At 51.6% G+C, this 23,452-nt stretch carries 37 protein-coding genes; 34 read left to right on the top strand and 3 right to left on the bottom strand.

The annotated features are described in order from the left end of the window. The first annotated feature begins 10 nt into the window (after positions 1-10). The 15 genes from Q0785_RS18970 to Q0785_RS18900 all read left to right on the top strand — a co-directional run bounded on the left by Q0785_RS18970 (position 11) and on the right by Q0785_RS18900 (position 10,423). Positions 11-352, top strand: coding sequence for a DUF2577 family protein (locus tag Q0785_RS18970; RefSeq protein WP_298833936.1), 342 nt, complete (start codon positions 11-13; stop codon positions 350-352). After that, positions 352-780 (top strand): DUF2634 domain-containing protein, encoded by a 429-nt coding sequence (locus tag Q0785_RS18965; RefSeq protein WP_298833933.1) that lies wholly within the window; start codon positions 352-354, stop codon positions 778-780. Before Q0785_RS18970 ends, Q0785_RS18965 begins: the two co-directional genes overlap by 1 nt. Next, a complete protein-coding gene (locus Q0785_RS18960; protein ID WP_298833930.1) occupies positions 781-1,851 on the top strand; it encodes a baseplate J/gp47 family protein in 1,071 nt (356 codons plus the stop codon). Continuing rightward, complete coding sequence (locus Q0785_RS18955; RefSeq protein WP_366522850.1) at positions 1,838-2,524, top strand: putative phage tail protein; 687 nt, start codon at positions 1,838-1,840, stop codon at positions 2,522-2,524. The genes Q0785_RS18960 and Q0785_RS18955 overlap by 14 nt, the downstream gene beginning before the upstream one ends. Then, the gene (locus tag Q0785_RS18950) at positions 2,521-4,548 is read left to right on the top strand and encodes a hypothetical protein (protein ID WP_298833924.1); all 2,028 of its coding nucleotides are present in this window, start codon (positions 2,521-2,523) and stop codon (positions 4,546-4,548) included. Before Q0785_RS18955 ends, Q0785_RS18950 begins: the two co-directional genes overlap by 4 nt. An 87-nt stretch (positions 4,549-4,635) precedes the next feature. Next, a complete protein-coding gene (locus Q0785_RS18945) occupies positions 4,636-6,033 on the top strand; it encodes an O-antigen polymerase (RefSeq protein ID WP_298833920.1) in 1,398 nt (465 codons plus the stop codon). An 86-nt stretch (positions 6,034-6,119) separates the two neighbouring features. After that, positions 6,120-6,962: a phage tail protein gene (locus Q0785_RS18940; protein WP_298833917.1), complete on the top strand. Its 843-nt coding sequence runs from the start codon at positions 6,120-6,122 to the stop codon at positions 6,960-6,962. A 15-nt stretch (positions 6,963-6,977) separates the two neighbouring features. Further along, on the top strand, positions 6,978-7,376 hold the full coding sequence (locus tag Q0785_RS18935) for a hypothetical protein (protein WP_298833914.1): 399 nt from the start codon (positions 6,978-6,980) through the stop codon (positions 7,374-7,376). After that, a complete protein-coding gene (locus Q0785_RS18930) occupies positions 7,369-7,500 on the top strand; it encodes an XkdX family protein (RefSeq protein ID WP_298833911.1) in 132 nt (43 codons plus the stop codon). The genes Q0785_RS18935 and Q0785_RS18930 overlap by 8 nt, the downstream gene beginning before the upstream one ends. 12 nt (positions 7,501-7,512) lie before the next feature. Beyond that, on the top strand, positions 7,513-7,863 hold the full coding sequence (locus Q0785_RS18925; RefSeq protein WP_298833908.1) for a hemolysin XhlA family protein: 351 nt from the start codon (positions 7,513-7,515) through the stop codon (positions 7,861-7,863). Beyond that, the gene (locus Q0785_RS18920; protein WP_298833905.1) at positions 7,860-8,363 is read left to right on the top strand and encodes a hypothetical protein; all 504 of its coding nucleotides are present in this window, start codon (positions 7,860-7,862) and stop codon (positions 8,361-8,363) included. Before Q0785_RS18925 ends, Q0785_RS18920 begins: the two co-directional genes overlap by 4 nt. A 1-nt stretch (position 8,364) precedes the next feature. Further along, positions 8,365-8,646 (top strand): phage holin family protein, encoded by a 282-nt coding sequence (locus tag Q0785_RS18915; protein ID WP_298833902.1) that lies wholly within the window; start codon positions 8,365-8,367, stop codon positions 8,644-8,646. 1 nt (position 8,647) lies between these two features. Then, positions 8,648-9,706: an N-acetylmuramoyl-L-alanine amidase gene (locus Q0785_RS18910; protein WP_298833899.1), complete on the top strand. Its 1,059-nt coding sequence runs from the start codon at positions 8,648-8,650 to the stop codon at positions 9,704-9,706. 89 nt (positions 9,707-9,795) lie between these two features. Continuing rightward, entirely contained in the window at positions 9,796-10,215 is a 420-nt protein-coding gene (locus Q0785_RS18905; protein ID WP_298833896.1) for a hypothetical protein, read from the top strand. Positions 10,216-10,246: 31 nt separating this feature from the next. Continuing rightward, positions 10,247-10,423: a hypothetical protein gene (locus tag Q0785_RS18900; RefSeq protein WP_298833893.1), complete on the top strand. Its 177-nt coding sequence runs from the start codon at positions 10,247-10,249 to the stop codon at positions 10,421-10,423. A gap of 115 nt (positions 10,424-10,538) precedes the next feature. Here Q0785_RS18900 and Q0785_RS18895 read toward each other — a convergent pair whose 3' ends face one another. After that, the gene (locus Q0785_RS18895) at positions 10,539-10,790 is read right to left on the bottom strand and encodes a helix-turn-helix transcriptional regulator (protein ID WP_298833891.1); all 252 of its coding nucleotides are present in this window, start codon (positions 10,788-10,790) and stop codon (positions 10,539-10,541) included. A gap of 253 nt (positions 10,791-11,043) precedes the next feature. Here Q0785_RS18895 and Q0785_RS18890 point away from each other — a divergent pair, with 253 nt between their 5' ends. The 18 genes from Q0785_RS18890 (at position 11,044) to Q0785_RS18810 (ending at position 21,590) form a co-directional block, all read left to right on the top strand. After that, the gene (locus Q0785_RS18890; RefSeq protein ID WP_298833888.1) at positions 11,044-11,211 is read left to right on the top strand and encodes a hypothetical protein; all 168 of its coding nucleotides are present in this window, start codon (positions 11,044-11,046) and stop codon (positions 11,209-11,211) included. Between the two features lie 140 nt (positions 11,212-11,351). Next, positions 11,352-11,894 carry a MerR family transcriptional regulator gene (locus Q0785_RS18885; protein WP_298833885.1) on the top strand — a complete coding sequence of 181 codons (543 nt, stop codon included), beginning with the start codon at positions 11,352-11,354 and terminating at the stop codon, positions 11,892-11,894. Between the two features lie 322 nt (positions 11,895-12,216). After that, a complete protein-coding gene (locus tag Q0785_RS18880) occupies positions 12,217-13,014 on the top strand; it encodes a helix-turn-helix domain-containing protein (protein ID WP_298833882.1) in 798 nt (265 codons plus the stop codon). A 168-nt stretch (positions 13,015-13,182) separates the two neighbouring features. After that, complete coding sequence (locus Q0785_RS18875; protein ID WP_298833878.1) at positions 13,183-13,848, top strand: hypothetical protein; 666 nt, start codon at positions 13,183-13,185, stop codon at positions 13,846-13,848. Then, positions 13,827-14,174: a helix-turn-helix domain-containing protein gene (locus Q0785_RS20400; protein ID WP_366522849.1), complete on the top strand. Its 348-nt coding sequence runs from the start codon at positions 13,827-13,829 to the stop codon at positions 14,172-14,174. The genes Q0785_RS18875 and Q0785_RS20400 overlap by 22 nt, the downstream gene beginning before the upstream one ends. 322 nt (positions 14,175-14,496) lie before the next feature. Continuing rightward, positions 14,497-14,910, top strand: a complete 414-nt coding sequence (locus Q0785_RS18870) for a hypothetical protein (RefSeq protein ID WP_298833875.1) — start codon at positions 14,497-14,499, stop codon at positions 14,908-14,910. Next, positions 14,907-15,212 carry a hypothetical protein gene (locus Q0785_RS18865; RefSeq protein WP_298833872.1) on the top strand — a complete coding sequence of 102 codons (306 nt, stop codon included), beginning with the start codon at positions 14,907-14,909 and terminating at the stop codon, positions 15,210-15,212. The genes Q0785_RS18870 and Q0785_RS18865 overlap by 4 nt, the downstream gene beginning before the upstream one ends. 109 nt (positions 15,213-15,321) lie before the next feature. Further along, positions 15,322-15,498: a hypothetical protein gene (locus tag Q0785_RS18860; protein WP_298833869.1), complete on the top strand. Its 177-nt coding sequence runs from the start codon at positions 15,322-15,324 to the stop codon at positions 15,496-15,498. After that, positions 15,495-15,866, top strand: a complete 372-nt coding sequence (locus Q0785_RS18855; RefSeq protein WP_298833866.1) for a hypothetical protein — start codon at positions 15,495-15,497, stop codon at positions 15,864-15,866. The genes Q0785_RS18860 and Q0785_RS18855 overlap by 4 nt, the downstream gene beginning before the upstream one ends. 21 nt (positions 15,867-15,887) lie before the next feature. After that, positions 15,888-16,664: an ATP-binding protein gene (locus tag Q0785_RS18850; protein WP_298833863.1), complete on the top strand. Its 777-nt coding sequence runs from the start codon at positions 15,888-15,890 to the stop codon at positions 16,662-16,664. Beyond that, positions 16,664-16,864: a hypothetical protein gene (locus tag Q0785_RS18845; protein WP_298833860.1), complete on the top strand. Its 201-nt coding sequence runs from the start codon at positions 16,664-16,666 to the stop codon at positions 16,862-16,864. The genes Q0785_RS18850 and Q0785_RS18845 overlap by 1 nt, the downstream gene beginning before the upstream one ends. Further along, positions 16,854-17,222 carry a hypothetical protein gene (locus tag Q0785_RS18840; RefSeq protein WP_298833857.1) on the top strand — a complete coding sequence of 123 codons (369 nt, stop codon included), beginning with the start codon at positions 16,854-16,856 and terminating at the stop codon, positions 17,220-17,222. Before Q0785_RS18845 ends, Q0785_RS18840 begins: the two co-directional genes overlap by 11 nt. Then, positions 17,216-17,587 (top strand): hypothetical protein, encoded by a 372-nt coding sequence (locus Q0785_RS18835; protein ID WP_298833854.1) that lies wholly within the window; start codon positions 17,216-17,218, stop codon positions 17,585-17,587. The genes Q0785_RS18840 and Q0785_RS18835 overlap by 7 nt, the downstream gene beginning before the upstream one ends. After that, on the top strand, positions 17,584-18,285 hold the full coding sequence (locus Q0785_RS18830) for a hypothetical protein (RefSeq protein ID WP_298833851.1): 702 nt from the start codon (positions 17,584-17,586) through the stop codon (positions 18,283-18,285). The genes Q0785_RS18835 and Q0785_RS18830 overlap by 4 nt, the downstream gene beginning before the upstream one ends. Beyond that, positions 18,282-18,476 (top strand): hypothetical protein, encoded by a 195-nt coding sequence (locus tag Q0785_RS18825; RefSeq protein WP_298833848.1) that lies wholly within the window; start codon positions 18,282-18,284, stop codon positions 18,474-18,476. Before Q0785_RS18830 ends, Q0785_RS18825 begins: the two co-directional genes overlap by 4 nt. A gap of 339 nt (positions 18,477-18,815) precedes the next feature. Next, complete coding sequence (locus Q0785_RS18820) at positions 18,816-20,153, top strand: DnaB-like helicase C-terminal domain-containing protein (protein WP_298833846.1); 1,338 nt, start codon at positions 18,816-18,818, stop codon at positions 20,151-20,153. 65 nt (positions 20,154-20,218) lie between these two features. After that, positions 20,219-20,587, top strand: a complete 369-nt coding sequence (locus Q0785_RS18815) for a hypothetical protein (RefSeq protein WP_298833843.1) — start codon at positions 20,219-20,221, stop codon at positions 20,585-20,587. 37 nt (positions 20,588-20,624) lie between these two features. Next, positions 20,625-21,590 carry a toprim domain-containing protein gene (locus Q0785_RS18810; RefSeq protein ID WP_298833840.1) on the top strand — a complete coding sequence of 322 codons (966 nt, stop codon included), beginning with the start codon at positions 20,625-20,627 and terminating at the stop codon, positions 21,588-21,590. A 153-nt stretch (positions 21,591-21,743) separates the two neighbouring features. Here the strand turns inward: Q0785_RS18810 and Q0785_RS18805 are convergent, their stop codons facing one another. Beyond that, positions 21,744-21,953 carry a helix-turn-helix transcriptional regulator gene (locus Q0785_RS18805; RefSeq protein WP_298833996.1) on the bottom strand — a complete coding sequence of 70 codons (210 nt, stop codon included), beginning with the start codon at positions 21,951-21,953 and terminating at the stop codon, positions 21,744-21,746. A 16-nt stretch (positions 21,954-21,969) separates the two neighbouring features. Beyond that, the gene (locus tag Q0785_RS18800) at positions 21,970-22,173 is read right to left on the bottom strand and encodes an XRE family transcriptional regulator (RefSeq protein WP_298833837.1); all 204 of its coding nucleotides are present in this window, start codon (positions 22,171-22,173) and stop codon (positions 21,970-21,972) included. 129 nt (positions 22,174-22,302) lie between these two features. Between Q0785_RS18800 and Q0785_RS18795 the strand changes: the two genes are divergently transcribed. Beyond that, entirely contained in the window at positions 22,303-23,451 is a 1,149-nt protein-coding gene (locus tag Q0785_RS18795) for an AimR family lysis-lysogeny pheromone receptor (RefSeq protein WP_298833834.1), read from the top strand. Position 23,452: the final 1 nt, after the last annotated feature.

The following is a 23,452-nucleotide window of genomic DNA, read 5'->3' as shown; positions in this document are numbered from 1 at the left end:
AGGCGGCACGATGGACAAACGCACAGACTTAACCGGCGGCGACAACGCCAAGCTCGTTCAGCTTATCCGTAAGCTCGGGCACAACGTTGACGTCGACATTCAGCTCGGCACCATTTCGTCACCGCCTCCGGCAATTGCGCTGGTGTTGGACAACGACGGCATGGAACTAACCGCAAGCGACTTAATTGTTGCGCATCACCTGACGGAGCACACACGCAACATCACGCTAGCAGGCGTTGACGCAACGGCGCTAACGATACACGGCGGCTTGGCGAATGGCGACCGCGTGCTCGTCGCTTGTATGGACGCCAAAATGCAATACGTCGTACTCGATAAGGCGGTGACTTACTAATGGCATTGACGCCTGATATATACACATCGCCTGAACTGGCGGAACTGGAAGCCGAAGCGATCGAGCAGCAAGTCGAAGCGCCGAAGCGGACATGGCGGCTAGACTTTGAAAACGGCCGCATTAGCGAACAGATTACGGACTTCGAGGCGTTGCAGCAATACGTACGCAAAGCGCTGGTGACGGCACGGTCGCGGTTTTTAATCTATACCGACGACTACGGCTGCGAACTGCGCGATCTTATTGGCGACGACGTGACGCGGGGCTATCTCGACAGCGAAGTGCCGCGCATGGTTCGCGAGGCGCTGGTGTACCACGAATATATAAACGACGTAACGGATATCACATACGAAATTGACGGCGACAAGCTGCGCATTTCGTTTTCCATAGATACGATTTACGGCGAAGCAAGATCGGAGGTGTTGTTGTAAATGTACGAAAACAGATCATATACGGACATACACGCAGAACTACTCGCATCTATTAGCGATGAAATAGACAAACGCGAAGGCGAAGTGGCCTACGATTTAACGGCGCCGGTCGCAATGTCGGGCGAATCTTTATACGTCGAACTCGACTCGGTGCTGGCGCTTGGCTTTGCCGACACGGCAGCAGGCGATTGGCTCGAACGGCGCACGCGCGAACTCGGGGTCGAACGTAAGCCATCGGAACAGTCGCGCGGCATCGTAACGTTAACAAGTGCCGAGGCGGTCACAGTACCGGCCGGCCAGCGCTTAGTTGCGCAGCTTGACGACGGGCCGTTTTACTTTACAACGCTGGCCGACGTGGTACTCAACAGCAGCAGCGCGGACGTAGGCGCACAGGCCGAACTCGGCGGTAACATTGGCAACATTCGCCCGGGCGCTATCGCGTCATTCGCGGAAGGCACAAACTACTTCGGCACGGTCGGGGCATCCAACGCACAGCCGTTTACAGGCGGCCTTGACATCGAAGAAGACGTGTCGCTGCTCGAACGCTATTACGCACGGGCACAACGTCCATCGACGTCAGGTAACGCATCGCATTACGAAGAGTGGGCGCTAGAGATTGCCGGCATCGAACGTGCGCGCATCTACCCTACGTGGGCTGGCGGCGGCACGGTGAAAGTCGTCTTACTGTCGACGGAAGGACGCGCGCCGACGCCTGAAAAGGTCGAGGAAGTTGCGGCACATATCGAAGAAGAACGCCCGGTCGGCGCTACTGTAACGGTTGTACCGGCGGTGGAACAAGCGGTCGCAGTATCGGCCAGCTTAACGTTGGCTGAAGGCGCCGTAATTGAAGACGTACAAACGGCGTTTACCGAAGCCTTTTCGACCATGCTCGGCGCGCAGGCGTTTGCAGACGATATTGTGCGATATAGCCGCGTGGCCAACTTACTGCTCGATCAGGCAGGCGTTATTGATTACGCAAACCTGCTAGTCGACGGCGGCACGGCTAACGTTGTGCTGACGGGCGACGAAGTTGCAGTGGCGGGGGCGGTGACGTTCGATGTGGCAGTCTAATCGGCGGCAACACATGTTCGACGCCATGCCCGGCTATTACCGCGAAAACGTAGAGGCGAAAGCTATCGTCGACGCCCACGCTGACTTGCACAACCGCATTGCTGGCGACACTCAAGACGTGCTAGCGCAATTCTTCGTCGAGTCGGCAACGTGGGGGCTGGCGCACTGGGAGCGCATATTCGGTATACCCACGGACGAGGCGAAATCACTCGGCGAGCGCCGATCGGCTATCTACGCACGGATGCGCGGCGTCGGCACGGTGTCAAAACGCATGATAAAGAACGTGGCCGAATCGTGGTACGGCGGCGAAGTTGATGTCGTTGAAGTGCCGGGCGAGTTTCGGATTGTCATACGCTTCGTCAGCTCGTACGGTATTCCGCCCAATTTAGGCGACGTTGAGCGTGCGTTGCGTCTATTGATGCCGGCGCATTTGTTCATCGAGTTCGAATTTAAATATACGACATATAACGATATTCGCGCTAAGTATGCGACGTACGACGACATTATTGCGGAAGGCATCAACTACTACGGCTTGATGGGCGACTCTACGGAGGGCGCCGTCTACAACACGTTTGACGACTTAACAGCGGCGGGCATTACGTTTAGCCAATTGCGCGCAAGCGGCATTTCGATGGATAGCATCGTGTTTACGAATTTAGGAGGGCTTAAATGACAACGAATAAATTAGGATTACCGGAAGTCGCCGGATCAATGGCGGCTGATGTGCCGTTGGTTGTAAACAACCTGGCGCAAGCAATCGACGCAAGAGCGGGCGTGGCCGGAGGGCTTGCGTTGCATGACGCACTTACCACCGCAGAGGATTTAGCGTTGAAGGCGGACAAGACGGCGCTATCAACCAAAGCGGAGCAGGCGGATTTGGATACCACTACCCAACAGTTGGCAGAAACAGCGAACGGACTATCGTTCACGCGCGCTGAAAATTTAACGCTTGGCACGTTTGTGGCTAGTGACCCACGTTATTTAGATAACATTGGTGACGGCTATCTATATGGAAGTAATTCACGCAGTCTCTACCGTGCAACTTCCGAAAATGGACCGTGGACATTAATTAAAGCGTTTACCGCGCAAGATGCTATAACCGGAATCCGTCAACTCGGTGACGGCGAAGTGATATTGGCACGCTCGACTGACGGATTGTGGAAATCCACAGGGTGGGCGACAAATCCAGCATCCGCCACATGGCGACAGGTTTTAGTGACGAATGGCAAAGTAACGCAATTTAGTTTTGACGCTGATCCGGTTTCGGGTTGGGTGTCAGTCACCACTTATATTAATGGGGATATGACAAACTCACGTTATGTATGGCTTTCAAAAGACAACGGAAATACCTTTACGCAGATTTTCGATATGTTGGATTATGAGCCGACAATCAATAAGGTACATTCACACTTTCATATTGCAACACTTGATCCGTATTGGAATAGCGCGACACCCCGCATCTGGATAAGTTATCACAAAACGAACGATGACCCGACAGAAAAAGCAGACCCGAAAAAGCGCATCAAGTATTCCGATAACAGCGGCGTAACATGGGTTGACTTCTCAAATACAAACTATCAGCCTGTTGTAGCGATTGCTACACCTGAAGGGATGTTATTCGGTTCAGATGAAGGGCTTGTGGGTGTTTACATTGTTAAACGAACACCAAACCCTTCAGATATGAAATATGAATTATTCTATGCGTTCCGTGAGAATATAGATGGTATTTTTGGGTGGGCAGTCAAGGGAATTAAAGGCGCAAATGGAGCCTATCACATGGCTTTCCGTTCTGCTACTGCTGGGTATTCCGCGCGTATCGTAACAAGTGATGGAAGTAAAATAGAAGAAACTCTTGTTATTCCGCCAAAAACAGCATCCGATACTGTAGATATTTCAGATATGGTCGAATATAAAGGACGGTTGATTGGTGTTTACTACAATACCGTAACAGGTGCAGGTGTAGCGCATAAATTTTCAGCAGACGCACCTTCCCGCGGCGTTCAGCAAGATTATCGCACAGGGGCATTAGAAGGTGGCGTGGCGGAACCGTTAGGAACTTCAGCGGGCTTTAAATCAAAAGCGGATATTCGCGGTACAGCGGTCGGATCTAACAGTCTTTCGGCATTGCGCGGAGTGGCTGTAGGAGAACAGTCGGTTGCGGGTTCGGAAGGTACTGCGGTTGGTTCGGTTGCGAAAGCGACTGGCAACGGCACTGCGATAGGTAAATCCGCAACTACTGAAAACGGGGCAGCTTTCGGCAGGAATTCCGTTTCTGCTGGTGACGGTGTAGCGGTTGGACCTACTGCGAAAGTCGCGACAGACAGCGTAGCGATTGGCGCATTTTCAAGTGCTGAAAAAGTACAGACAACTGCTGTCGGCAAATCAGCATTAGCAAGCGCTGATTACGGTATTGCGATTGGTACACTCTCACAGGCGACAGCCATAGGTTCGCTGGCTATCGGCAGGAATGCGAAATCGACACACGCGTTCTCTGTAGCATTGGGGTACGGTTCAACGACAACCGCACCAAATCAGTACCAAGTCGGGGCAGCACACATGGAATTGAAAACCGTTGCAGCACCTCCGAATCCATCGGATGGTACTAGGTTATTTTCGAGATTAAACGGTGCAGGAAAAACTGAACTATGTGCGATATTCCCAACAGGAACGGTCGTGGTTATTGCTGCAGAGATATAAAAAATTCTTTTATTTTAAAACATTGTATTATTATGGATAAACAGCCTATAATAATAGCTAATGTCAAATAAAAGAGGATTAAAAGAAATGAAATATTCGTACGCTAAAGTATATACAGGATTTATGCTAGTAATGTTTTTTGGGCTATTACTCCCTTTAATTTTTACAAAAGGTGATTATGTTTCGGGCATGTTCATCTACTATTTGGTTGGAATATATTCAGTTTTTAGGTTGGCAACCATAGTTTTAGGTGGAAAATTAAAGTTACTCGAAGTCACTTTTTTTGTTTTTGTTTATGTTTTCCTTAGTATGGTCCCTCTTCTCCAGGTTTTACACAATACTTTTCCTTGGATAGGCAGTTATGATGCCAGCCAAATATTCTTTGCCGGTTTAATGATTGCCCTGGGGTTAGTTGGATATGAAATCGGTATTTATAAAGGAAATCAAAAAGTAGAGTCTGCAATAAAAGTAAAAGAACTCAAGATTCGCTTATTACCTCTATTTATTTTTGGCATACTAAGCTTTCTGGTAGCAACGGCGGGGTTGGGAGGAATATCTAACCTATTTCTTCCCCGCAACGAATTAACACTAGCAATTGCTACTAATGATTCTACGTCTAACTTAATACTAAACAGCCTTTTAAGGACGCCAGTATTTATCGCTTTGCTTTATGCTCTGTATACGTGGGTCTATAGAAAACAAAAAGGCTTTACAAAACGGAATGCGACCGTTCTATTAATGATCCTTGGTTTATTTTTAATAACCGCAGTTGCAAGTAACCCAATTTCAACCTCTCGTTACTGGGTTGGTACAATTTATTTAAGCGTTGTTTTTGTGGTACTGAGGTGGAAGAAAATGACCCAATCCCTGTTAATAGTGGGTATGTTGCTTTTAATATTGGTTATTTTTCCGTATGCTGATGTTTTTAGGAATGCTATAGAATTTAATGTGGAAATTGAAAGCGTTAGTGAAACATTTACTCAAAATGGAGACTTCGACGCATTTCAACAGTTTTTAAATGTTCAAATGTATAGCGAAGCGAATGGATTGACTTACGGCAAGCAACTTTTGGGTGTGGCGTTATTCTGGGTGCCTAGGAGTGTATGGCCGGATAAGCCGATAGGTACTGGTGCAACTACATCTGAGTTTTTGGGATATAATTTCACTAATGTTTCAGCTCCACTTTGGGTTGAGTTCTATATTAACTTTGGTTTAATAGGGATATTCCTACTGTTTATCGTTTATGGTTGGGCGTCCGCTAAAATGCAGAATAAATTTAATGCAGCGCGTGAAGCTAGAAAGATTACCTTTTATCAAATATTCGTTCCAATATTCGCTGTATATCAAATCTTTTTATTAAGAGGCGATCTATTATCCTCTGTTTCTAACATGGCTCCAGTAGTTATCTTCACCATAATCGGTTTAAAGTTAGCGAAGAGAGAAAGGAAAAACAGAAGAAAATTGGTAATTTCAAGAGCGCAGTAGGTGCATACTGTTGGGTAAACAAACAATATAAATAAACGATTAGAGCGTCCACTTGGGCGTTCTTTTTTATTTCAAGGAGGGCTATAATGGCGACGAATAAATTAAACCTGCCGACAATCACGCATAACCAAACGGCCGACGTCCCGCGCGACATGAACGCACTGGCTAACGCTATCGATGCGCAAGCGGGCGCAGCTAACGGCCTATCAACGCTCGGCACTGACGGTAAAGTCCCGCCGGCACAACTGAACCTAACCGGCAAAGTCGACAAGACGGCGCTCGGCGCGGCTGGCGGCGTAGCAACGCTCGGCACCGACGGCAAAGTACCGGCAACGCAAATAGCCGTCGACCTCACCGCAATCGAATCGGCCGCAACTGCACACGCAGCAACCGCAGCAACCGGCACTCGTTTGGGCCACGTCACGCTATCGTCGGCAACGGACAGCAACGACAGCATGAAGGCGGCCACGCCGTTAGCGGTTAAGCGTGCGTACGACCGGGCCGACGCGGCTTTTACGTCAGCCAGTAACGGCAAGGCAGTCGTTAAGCAAGCCGTTACTGGCGTTGATCCGCGCGTAGTCATGCCGACAGATCCGACGTTCAGCCAGCTCGCTACGGCGGTCGGGCAAATCGAAACAGGCAAACGCTGGGCTAAGGGCAACGTTGGCACTAGTAGCGCAAATGACTTAACGGTGGCCGGGCTGAACTTCAAGCCGCGGCTTATTTTAGTTGGCGTAATCGGCCAAGAGGCGCAAGGACTCGCTCATACGTTTTGGTCGAACGACCTCGACCCGACACGCGGCTATCTCGGCGGAACGAGCGAGGCTTATACGCTAAGCAGCTTAGGTCATTACGTCGAGTCCGGCGGCTTTAAACTGAAGCGCAGCCAAGCTAGTTTGTTTCCGGCGTTTTGGATTGCGTATGAATAAGAAGGAGGCTACACGATGAAATTTGGCAGACGAATTTATTACGAAGTTAGCACCGGCCGCGTGCTGGTCGATACGGGCGAGCGCGAAGGTAGCGTAGTCGCGACGACAATCGCGCAAGACATCGCAACTTATAACGAGCTGACCAAGCGCGTGCGGTCGACGTTTGACGTGCTAGAGCTGGCGTTCGGCGCATACGCGCAGGACTTCCGCATGGCAAAAGGCTACAGCGTCGTGCCAGCCACGAAGAAGCTAGCGTTCAGCTACGCAGACCAACCGGCTCAAGCCGCACCAGTTGCGCCGTTGTCGGAAACAGTCGACGGCCTGCGCGTGGAAGTCGACGCACTGCAAGACGAAAACGCCACGCTGATGATGCGTCTGGCAATGCTCGAAATGGGCGGTGGCGGCGATGTATAACTCGATTAAACGCTACTTCGACACCGCGCGCTACACGGCCGAAGACGTGCGCGTATTCGTCAAGGCACGCTGGATAACCGCCGAGCAATACGAAGAGATAACTGGCGTACCGTATGCGGTGTAAGGAGGCGGCACCATGCCGGATTCAGGATTAAACGGAATATTTGAACGCATGACACGGATAGAAGCCGAGAAAGCGGAGCTGCGCACGAAGTTTGACGTGCTCGAACGCGAGGTGGCGGCAAAGCTCGAAGTCGTCAAGGAAGACCAGCGCAAGAATGACCGCCGCGTTGACGAGGTAAAAACGGAACAAGCATTAAGTAATCAGCGTATGTCCGCCATCGAAAAGTCGCTCGAAAAGATCGACGAAAACACCACGTACACACGCCGGCAAATGACCGGCATTATTGTGGGCGCGGTGGCAACGGGCATAATTGGCGGCGCCATTGCGCTGATATACGGAATAATCGGAGGTGGTATCGTATGAAACTAGGCATCACGCCGCTGAGTATAATGAATTTCTTTTTCATGCTCGGCGCCACCGTTATACTCGCGGTGCAGAAAGACCTTTTCGTCAGCAGCGATTCGAAAGTATACGCGTTCATGGGCGAAGTTATGCCGCAGGGCGGTTACGCAATGGCGGCGTTTGCCACGGCGACTATCCTGTTTATGGCGTTTGTGCTGCGCAATCGGTTCGTCGAGGTCGTCGGCTTATTTCTTAGCGGCACCTTCGTACTGTTTGTGCTGTGCGGCTATTTGCTGAGCTTTCCGAACATCGCCAGCATTACCTACGCCGTGTGGACGCTAGCTACTTTCATGTCAATCGTCGAAGTGCTGAACGCTATTCAGGACGACAAGGACGAACGCGCGGCGACCATCGAATGTGAACGGGCAACCCGCGCAACGCAGCTCGATCAACTATCGCGCGAATCAACGTTGCAGGAAGAACGCGCGGCACACGATCACCACAACGAAGGAGGACGTTAATATGAAAATCAACTGGAAAGTAAGACGACGCAATCCGCTATTTTGGCTGCAGGTGTTTCTAAGCGTAGCCGTACCGGTGGGCGCATACTTCGGACTAACTGGCGCCGATATGACGTCGTGGCCAGCGCTCGGCAAAGTAGTCGTCGACGCTGTATCGAACCCATACGTATTATTTACCGCAGGTATTAGCCTGTACAACGCAGTAAGCGATCCGACTACCGGCGGCTTCAGCGACAGTCCGCAGGCATTGCGCTACCACCAACCGAAGAAAGGCGGCAATTAATATGGCGAAAGCTAGCGACTACTTAGTTGCGATGTGCGACGGTCATGGCCCGAACACAGCCGGCAAACGCACGCCTTACATTGCGTCACTTGGCCGGTCGATCCGCGAGAACGAATTCAACAAGCCCGTCGTCAATATGCTCGAAGGCGAACTCAAACGCTGCGGCTTCCGCACACTGCAGACGGCACCCACCGACGCCGACACGGGGCTAACCGCACGCACCAACGCAGCCAACGCAGCCGGCGCCGACATTTATATCAGCGTACATTTTAACGCAGTCAGCCATTCGTTTGGCGCGTCGACGGCGCAAGGCTTCAGCGTGCACATTCAGGCAGGCTCGTCGAACAGCAGCAAGGCGTATAAACTGGCGAAGCTGGCAGTCGATGAACTAGCGAAAGGCACACGTCAGATAAACCGTGGCGTCGTCAAGCAGAACCTTGCTATTACGCGCCAAACTCGTATGCCGGCGATTCTTGTCGAAGGCGGCTTTATGGACGACGAGCGTGAGGCGTTACTAATGATCGACCCGGCGTTTCAGCGTGAAGTGGCGCAAGAACTAGCGCAAGCAGTCTGTAAATACTTCGGCGTGGCATACGTTGGCGGTGGTTCGCTGAGCACGACCAAGCCGGTTACAGTTGCGCGCGACTACGTCATGGAAGACGACCGCGGGCCGGCAGTTAGCGCCATGCAGTCGGACTTAAACAAAGCGGGCGCGTCGCCGAAGCTAGTAGTCGACGGTATATTCGGCGCAGCATCGACGCGGGCAGTCAAGGCGTTTCAGACGCGCTACAAGCTGACGCCCGTAGACGGCATTTACGGCGTGAAATCAGCGTCTAAGATGGCGCAGGTACTTGCGCCTGCCCCACCCGAAAAGGAGGCTAATACCGTGGCTGAAACTACGTATAAACGAGTGGCGCAAGCAAGCGCAAGTCTCGCCGCCGGGCAGGAATGGGTTATCGAAAACGCCATTAGCGACGGCACATACCCCGACCGACCGCTGACGCGCGCCGAGTTCTGGGAAACGTTACGCAGATATAACGCAACTTACGTACGAAAATAATTACGCGTAAGGGCGCGAAAGCCCTTGCGTTTACATAACGCATGATGTACGATAGAGTAAATCAGCACGCTAGAAAGGCGGAGGTACGGATGGGATTTTGGTCAAACGCAATGAAAACGAAGTATCGAATCGAAGTAACGGCAGGTGCACGCTTCTTGGAGCCACGGCTTGATAACGTCAGAATGGTCAACTTGGTAGCGGGCGACGAACGCGGCGACATATCGTTTGAAGTGCCGATGGGCTGGAAGAAGCCTGCGCGTCTCATTGACATTGCGTGGGAAAACGAGACTTATACGCGATCAGCCGGCAAGACTGCGGCAGGTGCTATCGTGGGTGGTGTAGTTGCGGGGCCAGTCGGCGGCATTATCGGCGGAGCAATGGGCGCTAAACGCAAGAACGAGTCGAAAGCTGCGTTGCTTTGCCAAGACGTCGATGGCAGCGAGTTTGAAGTCGTGATTAAATGCGACGCGAAGTTGTTCCGTAATATCGAAAATTTAGTCGCAGTGTAATCGCACATCAGATGGAAGAGGAGTGGTGAAATTGGGAGACGAAAAGCTGTTTAGAGTTAGAATCGCACTTGATGAACTTTACAAACAAGGTGAGGCAATTGTTTTAATAGGGGATACATTCCATGCGGTGGGGAATATGCTTGATTGTTTGAAAATCGAATATAAGTTCGAAGCATCAAACGAGAATTATAATCGAATTTATCTATAAGGCAATTTTGAGCCGCATTCACAAAGTACGAGGGAATAAAAAATAAGTGCTGAGACTGTGGCTTAAATGAAAGTCCGCGCATAAAGCGCAATAGTAAATATATAAAACAAACGCCCTAACCTTCGCGGTTAGGGCGTTTTTCTGCGTCTACGGGCGACGCCTCTAACGTTATCAATTCGTTTATATCCGTAATACCCAGCACGTCAGCAATGCGCTCAATGTGGTCGATCGTCAGCCGATCCACGTAGCCACGCGTCAAGTTGCTGATGGCAGCCGGCCGTATTTCGGTTAACTCGGCGAGCTTCGACTGCGCCATGCCGCGTTCAGCTAATTGCTCGCGCAGCTTAATACGTATGCGTTTCTTCATATAAGTACCTCCGTTCTTACTGCGTTCAGTATACCGCATATAAACTAATGCGTAAATAGGTGTTGACGTAATTACGCTTATGCGTTATATTTAACGTAATACAAAACGCAAAGGGGCGCTCACACATGCAAGCACTACGTAAACTTGACGACTACTTTATCGGAACTAACGATGGTACGCCGGCTGATCGCGTGTGGTTCTACGGAACATATACGCTAACAGCCTTAATTGCGCTTGCAACGATGGCGGCACTATGACGCACGACGAAAAGCTGGCCGAACTGGGCCGCATTGCCGCGTCGCTGATTGAAGCGTCGATTAACCAACCGCACAAAATAACGCCGGCATTTGTGGCGAATATGCTTTACGTTGAATACGACCGGCTGGAACTAAGCGTGCCGACGCAACTTACCGCTAACTAGTCGGGGCCATGCGCCGCGGCTTTTTACGTTATATACGCCGATCGTAGCCACTGACGCGCGCCTGCGGTTGCCTATATGACGCCATTAACGTATACTTGTCGCATAGGCGGACGAGCGCCAAACGACAGGAGGGCGAACACATGACGGACAAAGCGGATTACATGCCGGCCATTACGAATACATACCGCACCAGCGACTTGGCGCAGCTTTTAAACATTAGCGCAGCCAACGTGCGTCGACATGCTGCGGCACTGGAAGCCGAGGGCGCGGCCATTACGCGTGACGAACGGGGCGAACGTATATTCAGCGAGCAAGACTTGCTGGCGTTGAAGCACATGCGCAGGCAAATCGGTAAAGGGGCGACGTTGGTTGATGCGGGCAAGGCTGCGGCTGGGCTATTAACGCAAGAACGCCAGGCGCGTGCCGATGCAGGCGAGGTTGTTAAGGCGGCCGACCGCGAAGTGTTTATGGCGATGGTGCAGAAGCTCGACGAACAAGACAAGTTGCTGCGCGCTGTGCTCGATGATAACGAATACTTGCGCGGACAGATCGGGCGAATGATTGCCGGTCAGCAGCGAATCGAAATGTTAATGGAAGAAAAGGCGGCTGAGCCAGCGCCAGTGCAAGACGAAGAAAAACCCGACACAAAGCGGCCGTGGTGGCGCCTGTTCGGGGAACGATAATAATTAGTATTGCGAATATTTACGTTTAAGTGTAGTATACTATGTAACGAAAAAATAACGGAATAGCAAAAGGTGCAAAGCTTGTTAAGAGGAACGCCAATTCCTTCTAACCGGTGACGTCGGAACACACCCGACATGCACCACTTGCCTCGCACCTTTTTTATTAGATACCCTGATTATATCGAATATCAGCGGTAATGTAAAGAGGTACACGCTAATATGTCGCAAACAAGCGAGTGTTAGTAGCAGGCGGTGGTCATGTCGTGATTGATGCGATATGACTGCCGCCTTTTTACGTTCCTTCAAAGGGAGCACGCCGACAATGAAAATACTAACCGATCATAAAACGTTTACCACTACCGCCGACCTCAACGATTCCATACGCCAGCACTTCTATACGCATCAGTTCGCAATGAACGCTACTACTAAACGCCTGCTCGAAGCGGTTGCGCGTCACGCCGTTAAATACACGGGCGCTGCGTGGCTCAAAGCCGACACACTGGCGGGTCTGCTCGACGTCAACGTTAAGACGGTACGCCGCGGGCTGTCACGCCTGCAGTCGCTAGGCATTATCGAAAAGCGTTCAACACTACGTAAAATCAACGGCGGCTACGGCGCTAATATCATCGTCATATTGCCGGTTAAAAGCGCTAGTGTCCAGTCGCAAGTGTCCACTCGGTCAGCACGCGTGGAGCCTACGGTGCGTAAGGCGCAACCGGCGTCACAGCCAGCCGAAGCTACTATCTTTATAAACAAACCGATACAAACCTTAAAGGGAACGTTACCAGCAGCGGAAAAAGCGCCCGCAACGTTCTATGAACATTTGAAATCGTTAATCAGCGACAAGAAAGAACGCCGCGAATACTTCGTTGCATTCAAAAAGCAAGTAGCGTCGCTACTACGGTTCGACATCTACGCAGACAAAGGCGAGTTGCTTGAAACACTGGCGGTTAGAGCGTTGTATTCAGCGTTGAAACGTCAGCAGGCCGGCACGGTTGGTAATGCGGTGGGCTATTTCTACGGCACACTGCGCAATCAAATAGAGAAAGCGTTGTTTAGCGACCTGGGCGAAGTGTACTCGGCTGATCCCGACGAGTTGCTGGCGTGTTTGCCGTACTGAAAAACGCGGAAACCCTTAGATAATATGCTACATACGGGGAATTGCGTTTTCAGAGCGAGTGCGTAATACGTGTTTTAGCGAAGTTCGAATTAATTTCGCAAATAACTCCCCACTTCGACTGTCGGCGGCTAGATAGTTGTATAAGACATCGAAATGGAGGCGGTGATCGTGGAATTAGACGAATTAACCTTCGGAACATTCGGCGATGATAAGTTGTATATGTACGATGCTAATAACGATATACACTCGAAAGAATGCCGAGAATGTAGGCGGGTTCGATTGGCGACTGAGTTTAGCAAGAACGCAAGCGGATTCGGTAAATTAGGTTCGCAATGTCGTTCGTGCATGGCGATGCTCAAGCGAATTAAGTACTCCGCCGATCCAGCGCACGTTAAATCAATTAATGACGCTTGGCGAAAGAATAACCCGGAAAAGGCTGCGTTAATTATGAAGCGGTCTACCGCACTTCGTAAAGCACGTATGGTAGCATTGCCTGCGACACTTACCGGCGAGCAAATGGCGTCAATGTATAAACACTTCAATAGTAGCTGCGCACTTACCGGTAGTACGACGGATATTCATATTGACCACGCTATTCCGATCGCAATTGGTCACGGTGGCACTATCGTAGAAAACATGATTCCGTTACGAGGCGACTTGAACATATCGAAGAGTGCTCGCAATATCTTCGAATGGTTCGTCGGTATAAAACCGAGGTTGAATCTACCGCAATCACGTTTCGACTTTACAATCGCATACCTCGCTGACCTGAACGGCATGACGTCCGCTGAATACCGCGACTACGTTTATGAATGCCACGGCAAGGTTGTATGACGTCCGATATATTCGTCAAGTTTCACGTCGACGCCGTACGCAGCGGTTTACTACGCGAACTCGACCCGCGGTTGTGGGCGACACTTTGCGCACTGGCTACGTATATGGACGCGAAAGGCGAATGCTGGCCGACGCAGGAACAAATAGCGTATCTGCTCAACGTTAAGCGGCCGACCGCCGGTAAGAACATTCGCGACTTGGCTGCGTTTCGGCTGAAGGCGACGGGCGAGCCGGTGTTGCTGGCGCGAAAGGTGCGTAACAATAACGGTACATTCGAGAATACGGTGTATACGATATTGTCGGCCAGCGGGCTTACCATATTTTAGGCTACCATGTCTACTTTAACCGTCACGGTAAAACCGATCACTAAGGAGAACCAAGTACTAAGAAGAACCATAGTTCAAGATATACTGCCGCATTCGCGTCAGGCGATTATACGTCAAGTAACTCCGTATATAAGTACAGACGCAGATTACCGATTAATCGTAAATAACCGTATTTAGTCGCAAATATCCGTATATACAAGAACGCCTGCATTAACCCCAGTAAGTCACCCGCAACGCCCCGAACGACTCAACGCTCGACCAACTCCGTAAGACGGCGTACACACGCTGAAAACAGGCTTAAACAGGAAAGGTGGACGTTAGTATGAAATACATCGTTAATAAGCGCGAATATAAGGAAGTCGACCGCTTACCAATCGCTGGCGATAAAGTAGTGTCGAATATCGACTTTTACGGCGGTAAGGTTTCCGTAGGTGACATCATAGAAGTAGATTACGTCAGAGCTGAAGACGACGATCATTACGTTAGCTTTCAACAAAACGGATTGTGGTGCTTCTCGTCGCCAACCGATTATCAGGTTATCGAGCCGACGAATATCCCGATTACATTTGCGCAGGAGATAGCGCTGTTGGAAGACGAACTCGACCGCAACAACGAATATATCTCGAAGTTAGAGCGTCGCCTCGACGCTCAGCAAGAAACGATTGATTCGCTAGTAAAGGCGGTCGAACCGATTAACTCATTACGCCGTCTGCTAAACGGAGGTGCCAACGCATGAACATCGAAATAAACGCCGACTACCGCCTAACAAGCGACCCGCTGAACATCTTCGTCATGTACCGCAAGGTAAGCGATCCGACGAAACGCCCCGGCTTCGACGCAAGTAAGCACGACACAACGCCGAAGGAAACGTGGGTAACACTCGCCAATTGTCGCGACGTAGCACACGCGCTGAACTGGTACGTCGACCACCGCGTCAAGACGTCCGAAGCAACCACGCTAGTCGAATTACGCGACGTTATTGTCGAGTTTCAGAACGAAATAGCGTCGCTGTACCGCACCCGAACGACAGGCTCGTAATATCGCCTAGTTTGAGCGTGTGTGCGGCGCAGTAGCATCGAAGTAGGGTAAGCGTGAGGGCGGCAGCTAGAACGCCTAATACGCGGTGAAAACGAAGGAGGACTAACGTATGGATTACAAGGAAGTCGCCGCTGTGGCAGACGCGATAGCAAGTTGGCAAGAAGCGTTGATGAATGCACAACTACGACAAGCGCAGGCAGAAGCGGATATTATTACGGCAAAGCTAAGTTTATCGTCATATGAGGCGAAATTTACGGAGCTGTTAGCGAAGGAGGACGCAAAATGACGGACACAAGCGAAAGCACGAAGCCACTAACCGACTGGAACGTGAAGGATTTTCACACGTATATGCAGGCGGAACACTTACGGCTATTCAACGTCGACTACCGGCCGCAAGCGTCATGGGGACGCGAACAAGGTTTATTAGGCGGCTTGATCGGCACAGCACGCAAGCCAGGAACCGCCGACAAAGCGCTGGTCAAGGCGTTCATCGACGAATGTTTTGCAACGTATAAGCCGACGGCAATGTATCCCGGCACAAGCTTCGGCTTCAGCTATCAGTACCGCAGCAACGTATGGCAACGGCTGCAGCTTGACGCTAAGTTGGCGGAAGGCCGGTCGGATGTAGACGAAGATAATGACGGATGGTTTTAACCAACGAAAGGAGCGTCGCCAATGACGAATGAATCACGCTGCCTATTAGCGGCCGAATGTCGCCTCGCCGGTCAGCCTGCGCATTGTAACAATCACTGCACGGCGTTCATCGCAACCCGCGGCCGCAGCAACAGCGCCAACCTGCCGCAACGATATCGCCTTACCACGCTGGGAAACAGCCCCGCAGCCGCCGACCAAGCGCCAATCTACAAGCAGCTCGCGGCATACGCAGCTACGTTCGACCGCCAGTACCCCGACGCCATGCAAGCGCGCGTCGACGAGTTAGCCGCGAAAGGCATCGACGCCGAACGCGCGCAAGTCAAGTCGATGTACTTATGGTCGCAATCGCCCGGCACCGGCAAAACCACGACGGCCGCCGCCTTGCTGAACGAATGGCTGCGCGCTAGTTTAATGGGCGCCGTCAAACGCGGCCGACAAGCGCCACAGCAGCCGGCAATGTTTCTCGATATCAACGAATGGCAGTCGGACTACAACCTCGCGACCATGACGAATGACGACGCAGGCATGGCGCAAGTGCAGGCGACGTTGAAGCGTGCGCAAGCCGTTGATTTTCTGGTAATCGACGACATCGGCATACGCGACGCAACGCCGGCTTTTAAAGCGTATGTACACGCAATTATTAACGCAAGATGTGCGGGCGCCAAGCCGACGGTCTATACGTCAAACCTGCCGCTGGAACAAATGGAGCGCGTGTTTGACGCCCGACTGTTCGATCGTATGCGCGACATGTGCACCGTCTACAAATTCGAAGGCACGTCGCATCGAGGCGGTAAATAATGCGGCCGACGTTGGTAGCCGACTTGCCGCTGGGCGCAACGTTCTATGCCGACGAATACAATAGCGACTGCACCGTCGTGCTGTTCTTCGGCGTGCGCGCGTTGCGGTTGGCACACAACGGAAACCTCGTGCTGACAGGCGCATGGCCGCGATTTACGCTGACAACTGACTACGAAGGAGGACGTATAAATGGTGATTAAAAAGCAAACCGTAGTATTTTCGCTACTATTCAATACGGAGGAAACTTACGCAGAGTCGGGCGCAGACGCCATTTCGCATTGCCTTTTCAATGAAGAAGGATTTATCGAATGGGACTACAAGGTGACGCATGAAGAATCACTATCAGCGGACATTGACGATGCAACGCTGGAGCAGGCGCAGAACTTCGACGGTGAAGCGACGTTAAACTTTCTTAACGATACCGGTAGTATTCTCGTCGACTATGACGGAGAAAATACCGTAGAAGGTTTACGCAGTCTTATCGACGAGGTAGCTGGCAGGATCGACGCAATCCGCAATAATAAAATCGCTGAATACGAGGATGGTTCCAAATGGTAGAGATAATCTACACGCGGAAGCAACTACAAAAACGTCTGGACTACTGGCAACGCCGCCTGCGCCTACTCGATTGGCATTTGACGATTGCGAAAGAACGCCGCAAGAAGATGCCGAACGAAGCGCAGGCGTATTGTCAGACGAACCGCGCCTCTAAGATCTCCCACATCGGCATACTCCACGAAAGCGACTACGGAACCAACACGCCTACGCCGCAGGATATGGACTGGTCGATTGTACACGAGTTGCTACACGTTCATATTAGCGGCATCAAGGCGGAAGAGTTCGAGTGGTCGCTGCAAGAAGAACAAGCGATAGACGCGATGGCATATGCGTATATTACGTTAGATCGGGAGGCAAACGCATGAACCGTAATCTCCTAACGCACATCACCGCAGTAATAACCGCGCTACTAACCGTTCAGGTACTCGCTAAGAAGACGCCGCCGATACCGCCAGGCCGCCTTAACGCCGCACCGTTCAACATTGGCGATTTGGTCGCGGTCGAGGGCTACGACGGCCAGCTCTACTACGTCGACTGCATGACGGAAACACGCCAAACCGACGATATTGCCACGATTGAAGACGTGCATTTCGACTTAACGTGTGCCGCATCGGGCGACTACGAGCTTGCGTATATGGACGACATCACGCTGGTGGCACGCGCTGCCGACGCTGAAGACTACCTCGCCAACCACGAATACTTGCCCGCGCCGCCTGCCGCTGACTACAACTTTCCGATGGGAGCGATACCTATGCCGAAGCAAACTCCGAAATCGCCGCGTGAACTATCTTCAATCGAAGCGGCAACCCGCAAGCAAGCGCACCAGCGCAAGGCCACGTTAACCGACCGCCTGCTAGATCAACGCCAACAATACAGCGACCTCGATGCGTATTTCGGCGGAGGCTATGCCGGCAACTTGGCGCAAATCGACGAAGACTTGACCGACTTGGCGCCGCGTGAATCGCCGCCGGCCTTTATGATGGACGCCGTGGAGCTGCGGATTGAGCAACGCACGAACCACCGGACGTATGACGTGCCGTTGAAGGAGGCTGACGCAGAATGACGTTCTTAGAATTAACGAAGCACCTGCGCGACAGCAACAAAGCGCGGTTCGACGCTACAGCCGACGCGTTATACTACTGCAACCATTCGAAGAAGTCAGCGCGGCTGAAACGGAAGCTGTCGCAACAATTAGCGCTGGTGCAGTTTTACGACGATATGCTGGCGAGATTGACGAAGGAGGCGAGCGAATGAGACGCATTATATTAAATACCGGGTTGCTCATACTAAGATTCGAGGAATGGCGGCTACTTCGTTATAAACGCAGGCTTGAAAAAGCGCTTATTGAAACTAACGCCGAACTCGCGGAGCTTGACAGCACCCTAACTACGAAATAATAACGGAGGAGGCTACCGATGTGGATTATCACGCACATTTAGAACGCATGTCTAAACTAGGCGCACCAGCGAACGAACTACGTATTAACGGCGCAGTAACTAATCGGCGGACATTCCACGCGGTAGACTCCGCGCTGTTCGTTATAAACGACTACGCCGCGATTGAGCGAGAATTAACGAAGGAGGTTGACGCCGATTGAACTACGGAATGCTACTACTCAATAAGATCGTCGAGCAGGACGACGTTAAAGCGATTGCCCGCCACGGCTTGGAGCCGGCACACTTTGCGACAGAAGGCGAGCGCCAGGCGTTGCAGTTTATCCGCGACTATGCCCGTGCGAACGGCGGCAAAGCGCCAAGTTATGCCGTCATGGTCGAAGAGTGTCCGACGTTTGACTACGTGCCGCAAGTCGACGACAACTACGCTTATCTAACCGGCCAAGTCAAGGCGCACGCCGCCAAGACGCAGCTAATGGCGTACTTGCAAAACGACTTCAGCACGGCATTTAACGGCGAACGCGACGGGGCGAAGCTGCTAGACCGCCTGCAAGACAAGGTGGCGGAGCTGAAGCGATCGACGACAACCAGCGCCAAAGTCGGCCTAAGCGTTAAAGACGACAACGACGTATTTCGCGCCGAATATGCTAAACGCAAAGCAGGCGAGTCGAGCCGTTACTGGCGGTCGAAGTATTCGATTATCAACGACGGCGCCGGCGGCTATGCTTCGTCGAACATGTACGTCATATACGGCCGATCGGGTCGCGGCAAGTCGGCAGTAGCGCTCGACGAAATGGTTGAGTTAGCGTTCCAAGGCGCAACCTGCCTCGTGTGGTTGATGGAAATGGGCTGGTTCGAAGGCATGGTGCGGCTGTACACGTATATTAGCGCCCGCACCGGCGTGGTCATGGCGGCCCTCGACGGCGTGAACTTCGACGCTGGGTTCAATTCGCGCGACATGCGCAAAGGCGAGTTTGCCGACGATTTCGAGGCGAAGTTTATGGCGTTCCTGGACGAAATTAACGACATACTACCCGGCAATATTATACTGCGCGGCGTCGACGACGATAACTTTACCGATCGCCACCTGAGCGCGCTTGAAGCCGACGCCATTAACACGAAGGCCGACGTTGTGTTGGTTGATCCGTTCTATTATATGGACTACGAGGTCAACACGTCGAAGACCAGCGGCGGCGATGCGGCCAATACGTCGAAAGGATTGCGCCGGCTGACGGGCAGCCTCGACGTGGTAATGTTCGCCATAACGCAGGCAGACGAAACGGACGAAGTGTTGAACGACGAAGGGACGCGTGAGCTTGCGTTGCCGAAACGGAAAGAAGTATCGAAGACCAAGGCGTTGCTGCAGGACGCGGCGGTACTGATTGCGGTCGATACGATGTACAAAGAGTCGCGCGGCATTATCGGCTTGAACAAAGGGCGCGACGGCGGCGAGGACGAGGTTTGCGAAATCGTGTTCCTGCCGCAAGTTGGCGTGATTAAAGAGGCGGTAGTTGCGCCGGATCAGTTCGGGTTTTAAGTGCGTTATATTGCGCGTAGTTTATTGCGTGTTATAATGTTGTAAAAGAATGGAGGAATGGTAGTATGGCAATGCGAGAATTGAGTAAAAAGGATTTCGAGGTAGGGCAGTCTGTCGCATTACGTCTTCAAGGGAATCGCGCTAGACACGCAGAAAAAGGAGAGATGTCATATGTATTAGGCACGGTGCAGAAGGTAGGTCGTAAGTATATAACAGTTGATGGGATACAATTCGACACCAGCTCAGGTTACGACAAATCGGATTATTCCGCAAACTACCAATTATTCGAAAATGAAGAATTGCTTTTGGAAATATTGGAGAAAGAGCAGCTTTATGATAAGTTACGTACGACATTTGGCAGTTATTCCAGTGGAAGCGGTGTTTCATTCACAGTGGATCAATTACGTAAAGCCTGCGAAATATTGAACATTTAAGCGCGCCGCTAGCTTAAGTAGAAAGGAGCACGCCGCTATGCCGTTAATCAACGTACGCCAACAGCAAATCGACGTCGACATTACCGCCGAACTCGAACAATACGAGTGGACGCGCCCGCGCTGGACTGCCGACAAGCTGTTAGCCGGCTCACCATTCCGCCATGACCAAACGCCGAGCTTCTTCGCCAACCTCGATTCGGGCGGCTGGTCGGACGCAGGCTTTTACGACGCAGACTTCGCCAAAGGTAATTTCGTCAAGCTGCTGGCGTTTCTGCGCGACGAGCCGACGGTCGACACCGAAGACTACTTGCTGGCGACGTATGGCGGCTTCGGCTATGACGACGAACTAACGCTCGACTTGAACCGTTACCGCGCCAAGCAGCCGCTGGTTGTGCTCGACGAGGCGGTAGTGCCACCGTTAGCCCAGCGCGGCGCTGACTACTTGGCAAAGCGCGGCATTCATCCGGCTGTTACAGCGTTGAACGGCGTCGGCTATGACGCTGGTAGCCAGGCGGTGGTTATCGGCTGGCGCGATCCGCAAGGGCGTTTGGCTAACGTTAAGTATCGCCAGGTGTTCGGCAAGACGTTTTGGTATGCGAAAGGTGGGCGTTCACTGCGGTCGTTAGTATGGGGCGCCGACATCGTATATAAACGCGGCATCAAACGGGCGGTATTATGCGAGGCTGAATTCGACGCCATGACGTGGCAGTCGGCGGGCATTGCGGGGCTTGCGGTTGGGGGCGTGACGTTTACGCAGCAACAGGCGGACATCATTAAGCGATCGACTATCGAGGTTTTGATACTCGGCGGCGATAACGACAAGGCGGGCGCTAAGTTGAACGCGGAGGTCACACGGTTGTTGGGCGGCCATGTGCGATTACTGGCGCCAGTGTGGCGGAATTGTGAAGGTGCGCCGAAAGACGCGAATGAGGCGGGTGTTGCGGCGTTGCGGGCGCTGAGTTACACCGAAATAACGCCCGTGTTTAACTTCGGATGTGACTAAAGGACTACGGAAATGGCTTGCGAAGGAAAATAACGGCGAAAAAACAGTCCGGAAGACTGGCGGAATTTAGTAGACTTCCGACCCCTAAGTCGCTAAACTTACGTAGAACGCTCGTTCGCTACGTGAACCCACGTAAGGGTGGCCGCGAGGGGTTTAATCCTCGCCCGACGGCAGCCACTCGTATAGGTCGTCGATCGTGCAGCCGAGCACCTGCGCAATAAAGCGGGCGTTTGGCAGCGTCAAGACGAACCGTTTGCGAGCGATGTCGGATATACGCTGCTCAGACAAGCCGGTACGTTGCGAAAACTCTCGCCGAGAAAGTTTGCGCTCGTCCAGGCGTCGTTGTAAGAGACAGCGGCCCACGCGTTCCAATTGCGGATCACTCCTTCGCTCGGATTACTTGCACAACCTTTTCGATTGGCACGTCGAGCACCGTGCAGATACGTTCGATTTGCATCAACGTCAGTAACTCATTGCGGTTAATCGCCGCGACAATCGTCGGATGTACGCCGTGCTTTCGTAAATCGCTAATATTCCAACCCTTTTCGAGCAGCGTGCGTTTCAATGGCTCGTATGTTATCACAACTTATACCTCCTTAAATGTAAATTATTATAAAAAATGTTCGACTTATTGAACATATAATGCTACTATCTAATTAAGCCATAAAACACAGATAAAGTCACGGAAAACTTTTAGTCGGGGGTCATTACTTTGAATGTACAAACTATCATAGAACAAGCGATGCAAACAAGCGCCACAACCACTACGTATAAAGACATCGCCCAACACACTGGAATCGACCGCACCTTGATTTCTAAGTTTTTCGCAGGCAAAGCTGAATTAACGCTGTGCGACGTACTTAGTGTAACGCGATACGTCGCCCCAGCAGACGAAAAGGAAATCGTACTCCTACTAGTCGACGACTTAATCCATGCACCAAAGCCGGCCAATGTCAAAGTGGCGCTGCTATACCTTGTGAATAATGGCATGTACGAAGAAATGGAGGAGTTGGGCCAAGCAATACCGAAGACGCACAAGGCCAACATCGCGTGGTATAAACTAATAGAAGCATTGGCGTTGCATAAGCGTGGAGAAGTCGTCGGATTCAATATGGTATCGTCGATATTCGCCTTAAACTTTGACTCGCCGGAATTCAATGCGTTGAAGACTGCGTTATTCGCGCAGGGAAGCTACACCGAGGGCGACTTCAACCACCTCTTTAATTTCCTCGCAGATGCGGAATTGTCTGCCACCGAAATCAAAAGCGACTTTCTACGTAGGTCGATTCGCAATTATATCGCCGAATTAATGACCAACGCGTACTTGTTCCGTAAGAACGATCCGAAGAAATGCCGATTCTATGCGAATACGATCCGTGGAAACTGTTTGACGGGGCCGATTACGCTAATCAACAACGAATATACAACGGGTGTGTCGTATCTGTTCGAGGACTTCGACAAGGCGCTGATGCACTTTAATCGGAGTATCGAAGGCTGGCGTCGGCTAGGGCGGCATGATCGCGCCGTAGCAATCGAACGAGACGACATTGCGTTTTTACATAACTACTGGCGGAAAGAATTGCCGCAAGGTAGTGAGTTGGCGGATAGCGCAAGAGCACACGAATGTTTCGTACAGGGAGACGTCGAGCAGGCACAAACAATAGCGCTGTCATTGGGAATGAGCGCGTTCGACTTATTCGTTAAAGGCTTAGTATTCGCCGACGATGCGTTATTGCTTATGTCTGCGATGGAGTATCGCCTAAAGGGAAACAACTTCTTTGCTGCGTTGCCAATAAAGTTTATTCAGGCGGTTGGAATTAAAACCGCATATACAAATTCTATTAACTCAAAAACAGCGTAGG

The organism is uncultured Planococcus sp. (assembly GCF_947501725.1).
In the GTDB taxonomy this organism is placed as follows: domain Bacteria; phylum Bacillota; class Bacilli; order Bacillales_A; family Planococcaceae; genus Planococcus; species Planococcus donghaensis_C.
This window is presented reverse-complemented; position numbering and strand designations above follow the sequence as displayed.

What these genes read in the sequence shown, in the direction of transcription:
- Q0785_RS18880 (WP_298833882.1), top strand. Translation starts at nt 12,217, where the DNA reads ATGAAAATACTAACCGATCATAAAACGTTTACCACTACCGCCGACCTC.
- Q0785_RS20400 (WP_366522849.1), top strand. Translation starts at nt 13,827, where the DNA reads ATGCCACGGCAAGGTTGTATGACGTCCGATATATTCGTCAAGTTTCAC.
- Q0785_RS18905 (WP_298833896.1), top strand. Translation starts at nt 9,796, where the DNA reads ATGGGATTTTGGTCAAACGCAATGAAAACGAAGTATCGAATCGAAGTA.
- Q0785_RS18960 (WP_298833930.1), top strand. Translation starts at nt 781, where the DNA reads ATGTACGAAAACAGATCATATACGGACATACACGCAGAACTACTCGCA.
- Q0785_RS18910 (WP_298833899.1), top strand. Translation starts at nt 8,648, where the DNA reads ATGGCGAAAGCTAGCGACTACTTAGTTGCGATGTGCGACGGTCATGGC.
- Q0785_RS18815 (WP_298833843.1), top strand. Translation starts at nt 20,219, where the DNA reads ATGGCAATGCGAGAATTGAGTAAAAAGGATTTCGAGGTAGGGCAGTCT.
- Q0785_RS18945 (WP_298833920.1), top strand. Translation starts at nt 4,636, where the DNA reads ATGAAATATTCGTACGCTAAAGTATATACAGGATTTATGCTAGTAATG.
- Q0785_RS18885 (WP_298833885.1), top strand. Translation starts at nt 11,352, where the DNA reads ATGACGGACAAAGCGGATTACATGCCGGCCATTACGAATACATACCGC.
- Q0785_RS18965 (WP_298833933.1), top strand. Translation starts at nt 352, where the DNA reads ATGGCATTGACGCCTGATATATACACATCGCCTGAACTGGCGGAACTG.
- Q0785_RS18895 (WP_298833891.1), bottom strand. Translation starts at nt 10,790, where the DNA reads ATGAAGAAACGCATACGTATTAAGCTGCGCGAGCAATTAGCTGAACGC.
- Q0785_RS18835 (WP_298833854.1), top strand. Translation starts at nt 17,216, where the DNA reads ATGGTAGAGATAATCTACACGCGGAAGCAACTACAAAAACGTCTGGAC.
- Q0785_RS18950 (WP_298833924.1), top strand. Translation starts at nt 2,521, where the DNA reads ATGACAACGAATAAATTAGGATTACCGGAAGTCGCCGGATCAATGGCG.
- Q0785_RS18890 (WP_298833888.1), top strand. Translation starts at nt 11,044, where the DNA reads ATGACGCACGACGAAAAGCTGGCCGAACTGGGCCGCATTGCCGCGTCG.
- Q0785_RS18925 (WP_298833908.1), top strand. Translation starts at nt 7,513, where the DNA reads ATGCCGGATTCAGGATTAAACGGAATATTTGAACGCATGACACGGATA.
- Q0785_RS18865 (WP_298833872.1), top strand. Translation starts at nt 14,907, where the DNA reads ATGAACATCGAAATAAACGCCGACTACCGCCTAACAAGCGACCCGCTG.
- Q0785_RS18850 (WP_298833863.1), top strand. Translation starts at nt 15,888, where the DNA reads ATGACGAATGAATCACGCTGCCTATTAGCGGCCGAATGTCGCCTCGCC.
- Q0785_RS18915 (WP_298833902.1), top strand. Translation starts at nt 8,365, where the DNA reads ATGAAAATCAACTGGAAAGTAAGACGACGCAATCCGCTATTTTGGCTG.
- Q0785_RS18855 (WP_298833866.1), top strand. Translation starts at nt 15,495, where the DNA reads ATGACGGACACAAGCGAAAGCACGAAGCCACTAACCGACTGGAACGTG.
- Q0785_RS18860 (WP_298833869.1), top strand. Translation starts at nt 15,322, where the DNA reads ATGGATTACAAGGAAGTCGCCGCTGTGGCAGACGCGATAGCAAGTTGG.
- Q0785_RS18920 (WP_298833905.1), top strand. Translation starts at nt 7,860, where the DNA reads ATGAAACTAGGCATCACGCCGCTGAGTATAATGAATTTCTTTTTCATG.
- Q0785_RS18870 (WP_298833875.1), top strand. Translation starts at nt 14,497, where the DNA reads ATGAAATACATCGTTAATAAGCGCGAATATAAGGAAGTCGACCGCTTA.
- Q0785_RS18840 (WP_298833857.1), top strand. Translation starts at nt 16,854, where the DNA reads ATGGTGATTAAAAAGCAAACCGTAGTATTTTCGCTACTATTCAATACG.
- Q0785_RS18970 (WP_298833936.1), top strand. Translation starts at nt 11, where the DNA reads ATGGACAAACGCACAGACTTAACCGGCGGCGACAACGCCAAGCTCGTT.
- Q0785_RS18930 (WP_298833911.1), top strand. Translation starts at nt 7,369, where the DNA reads ATGTATAACTCGATTAAACGCTACTTCGACACCGCGCGCTACACGGCC.
- Q0785_RS18845 (WP_298833860.1), top strand. Translation starts at nt 16,664, where the DNA reads ATGCGGCCGACGTTGGTAGCCGACTTGCCGCTGGGCGCAACGTTCTAT.
- Q0785_RS18825 (WP_298833848.1), top strand. Translation starts at nt 18,282, where the DNA reads ATGACGTTCTTAGAATTAACGAAGCACCTGCGCGACAGCAACAAAGCG.
- Q0785_RS18940 (WP_298833917.1), top strand. Translation starts at nt 6,120, where the DNA reads ATGGCGACGAATAAATTAAACCTGCCGACAATCACGCATAACCAAACG.
- Q0785_RS18810 (WP_298833840.1), top strand. Translation starts at nt 20,625, where the DNA reads ATGCCGTTAATCAACGTACGCCAACAGCAAATCGACGTCGACATTACC.
- Q0785_RS18955 (WP_366522850.1), top strand. Translation starts at nt 1,838, where the DNA reads ATGTGGCAGTCTAATCGGCGGCAACACATGTTCGACGCCATGCCCGGC.
- Q0785_RS18830 (WP_298833851.1), top strand. Translation starts at nt 17,584, where the DNA reads ATGAACCGTAATCTCCTAACGCACATCACCGCAGTAATAACCGCGCTA.
- Q0785_RS18935 (WP_298833914.1), top strand. Translation starts at nt 6,978, where the DNA reads ATGAAATTTGGCAGACGAATTTATTACGAAGTTAGCACCGGCCGCGTG.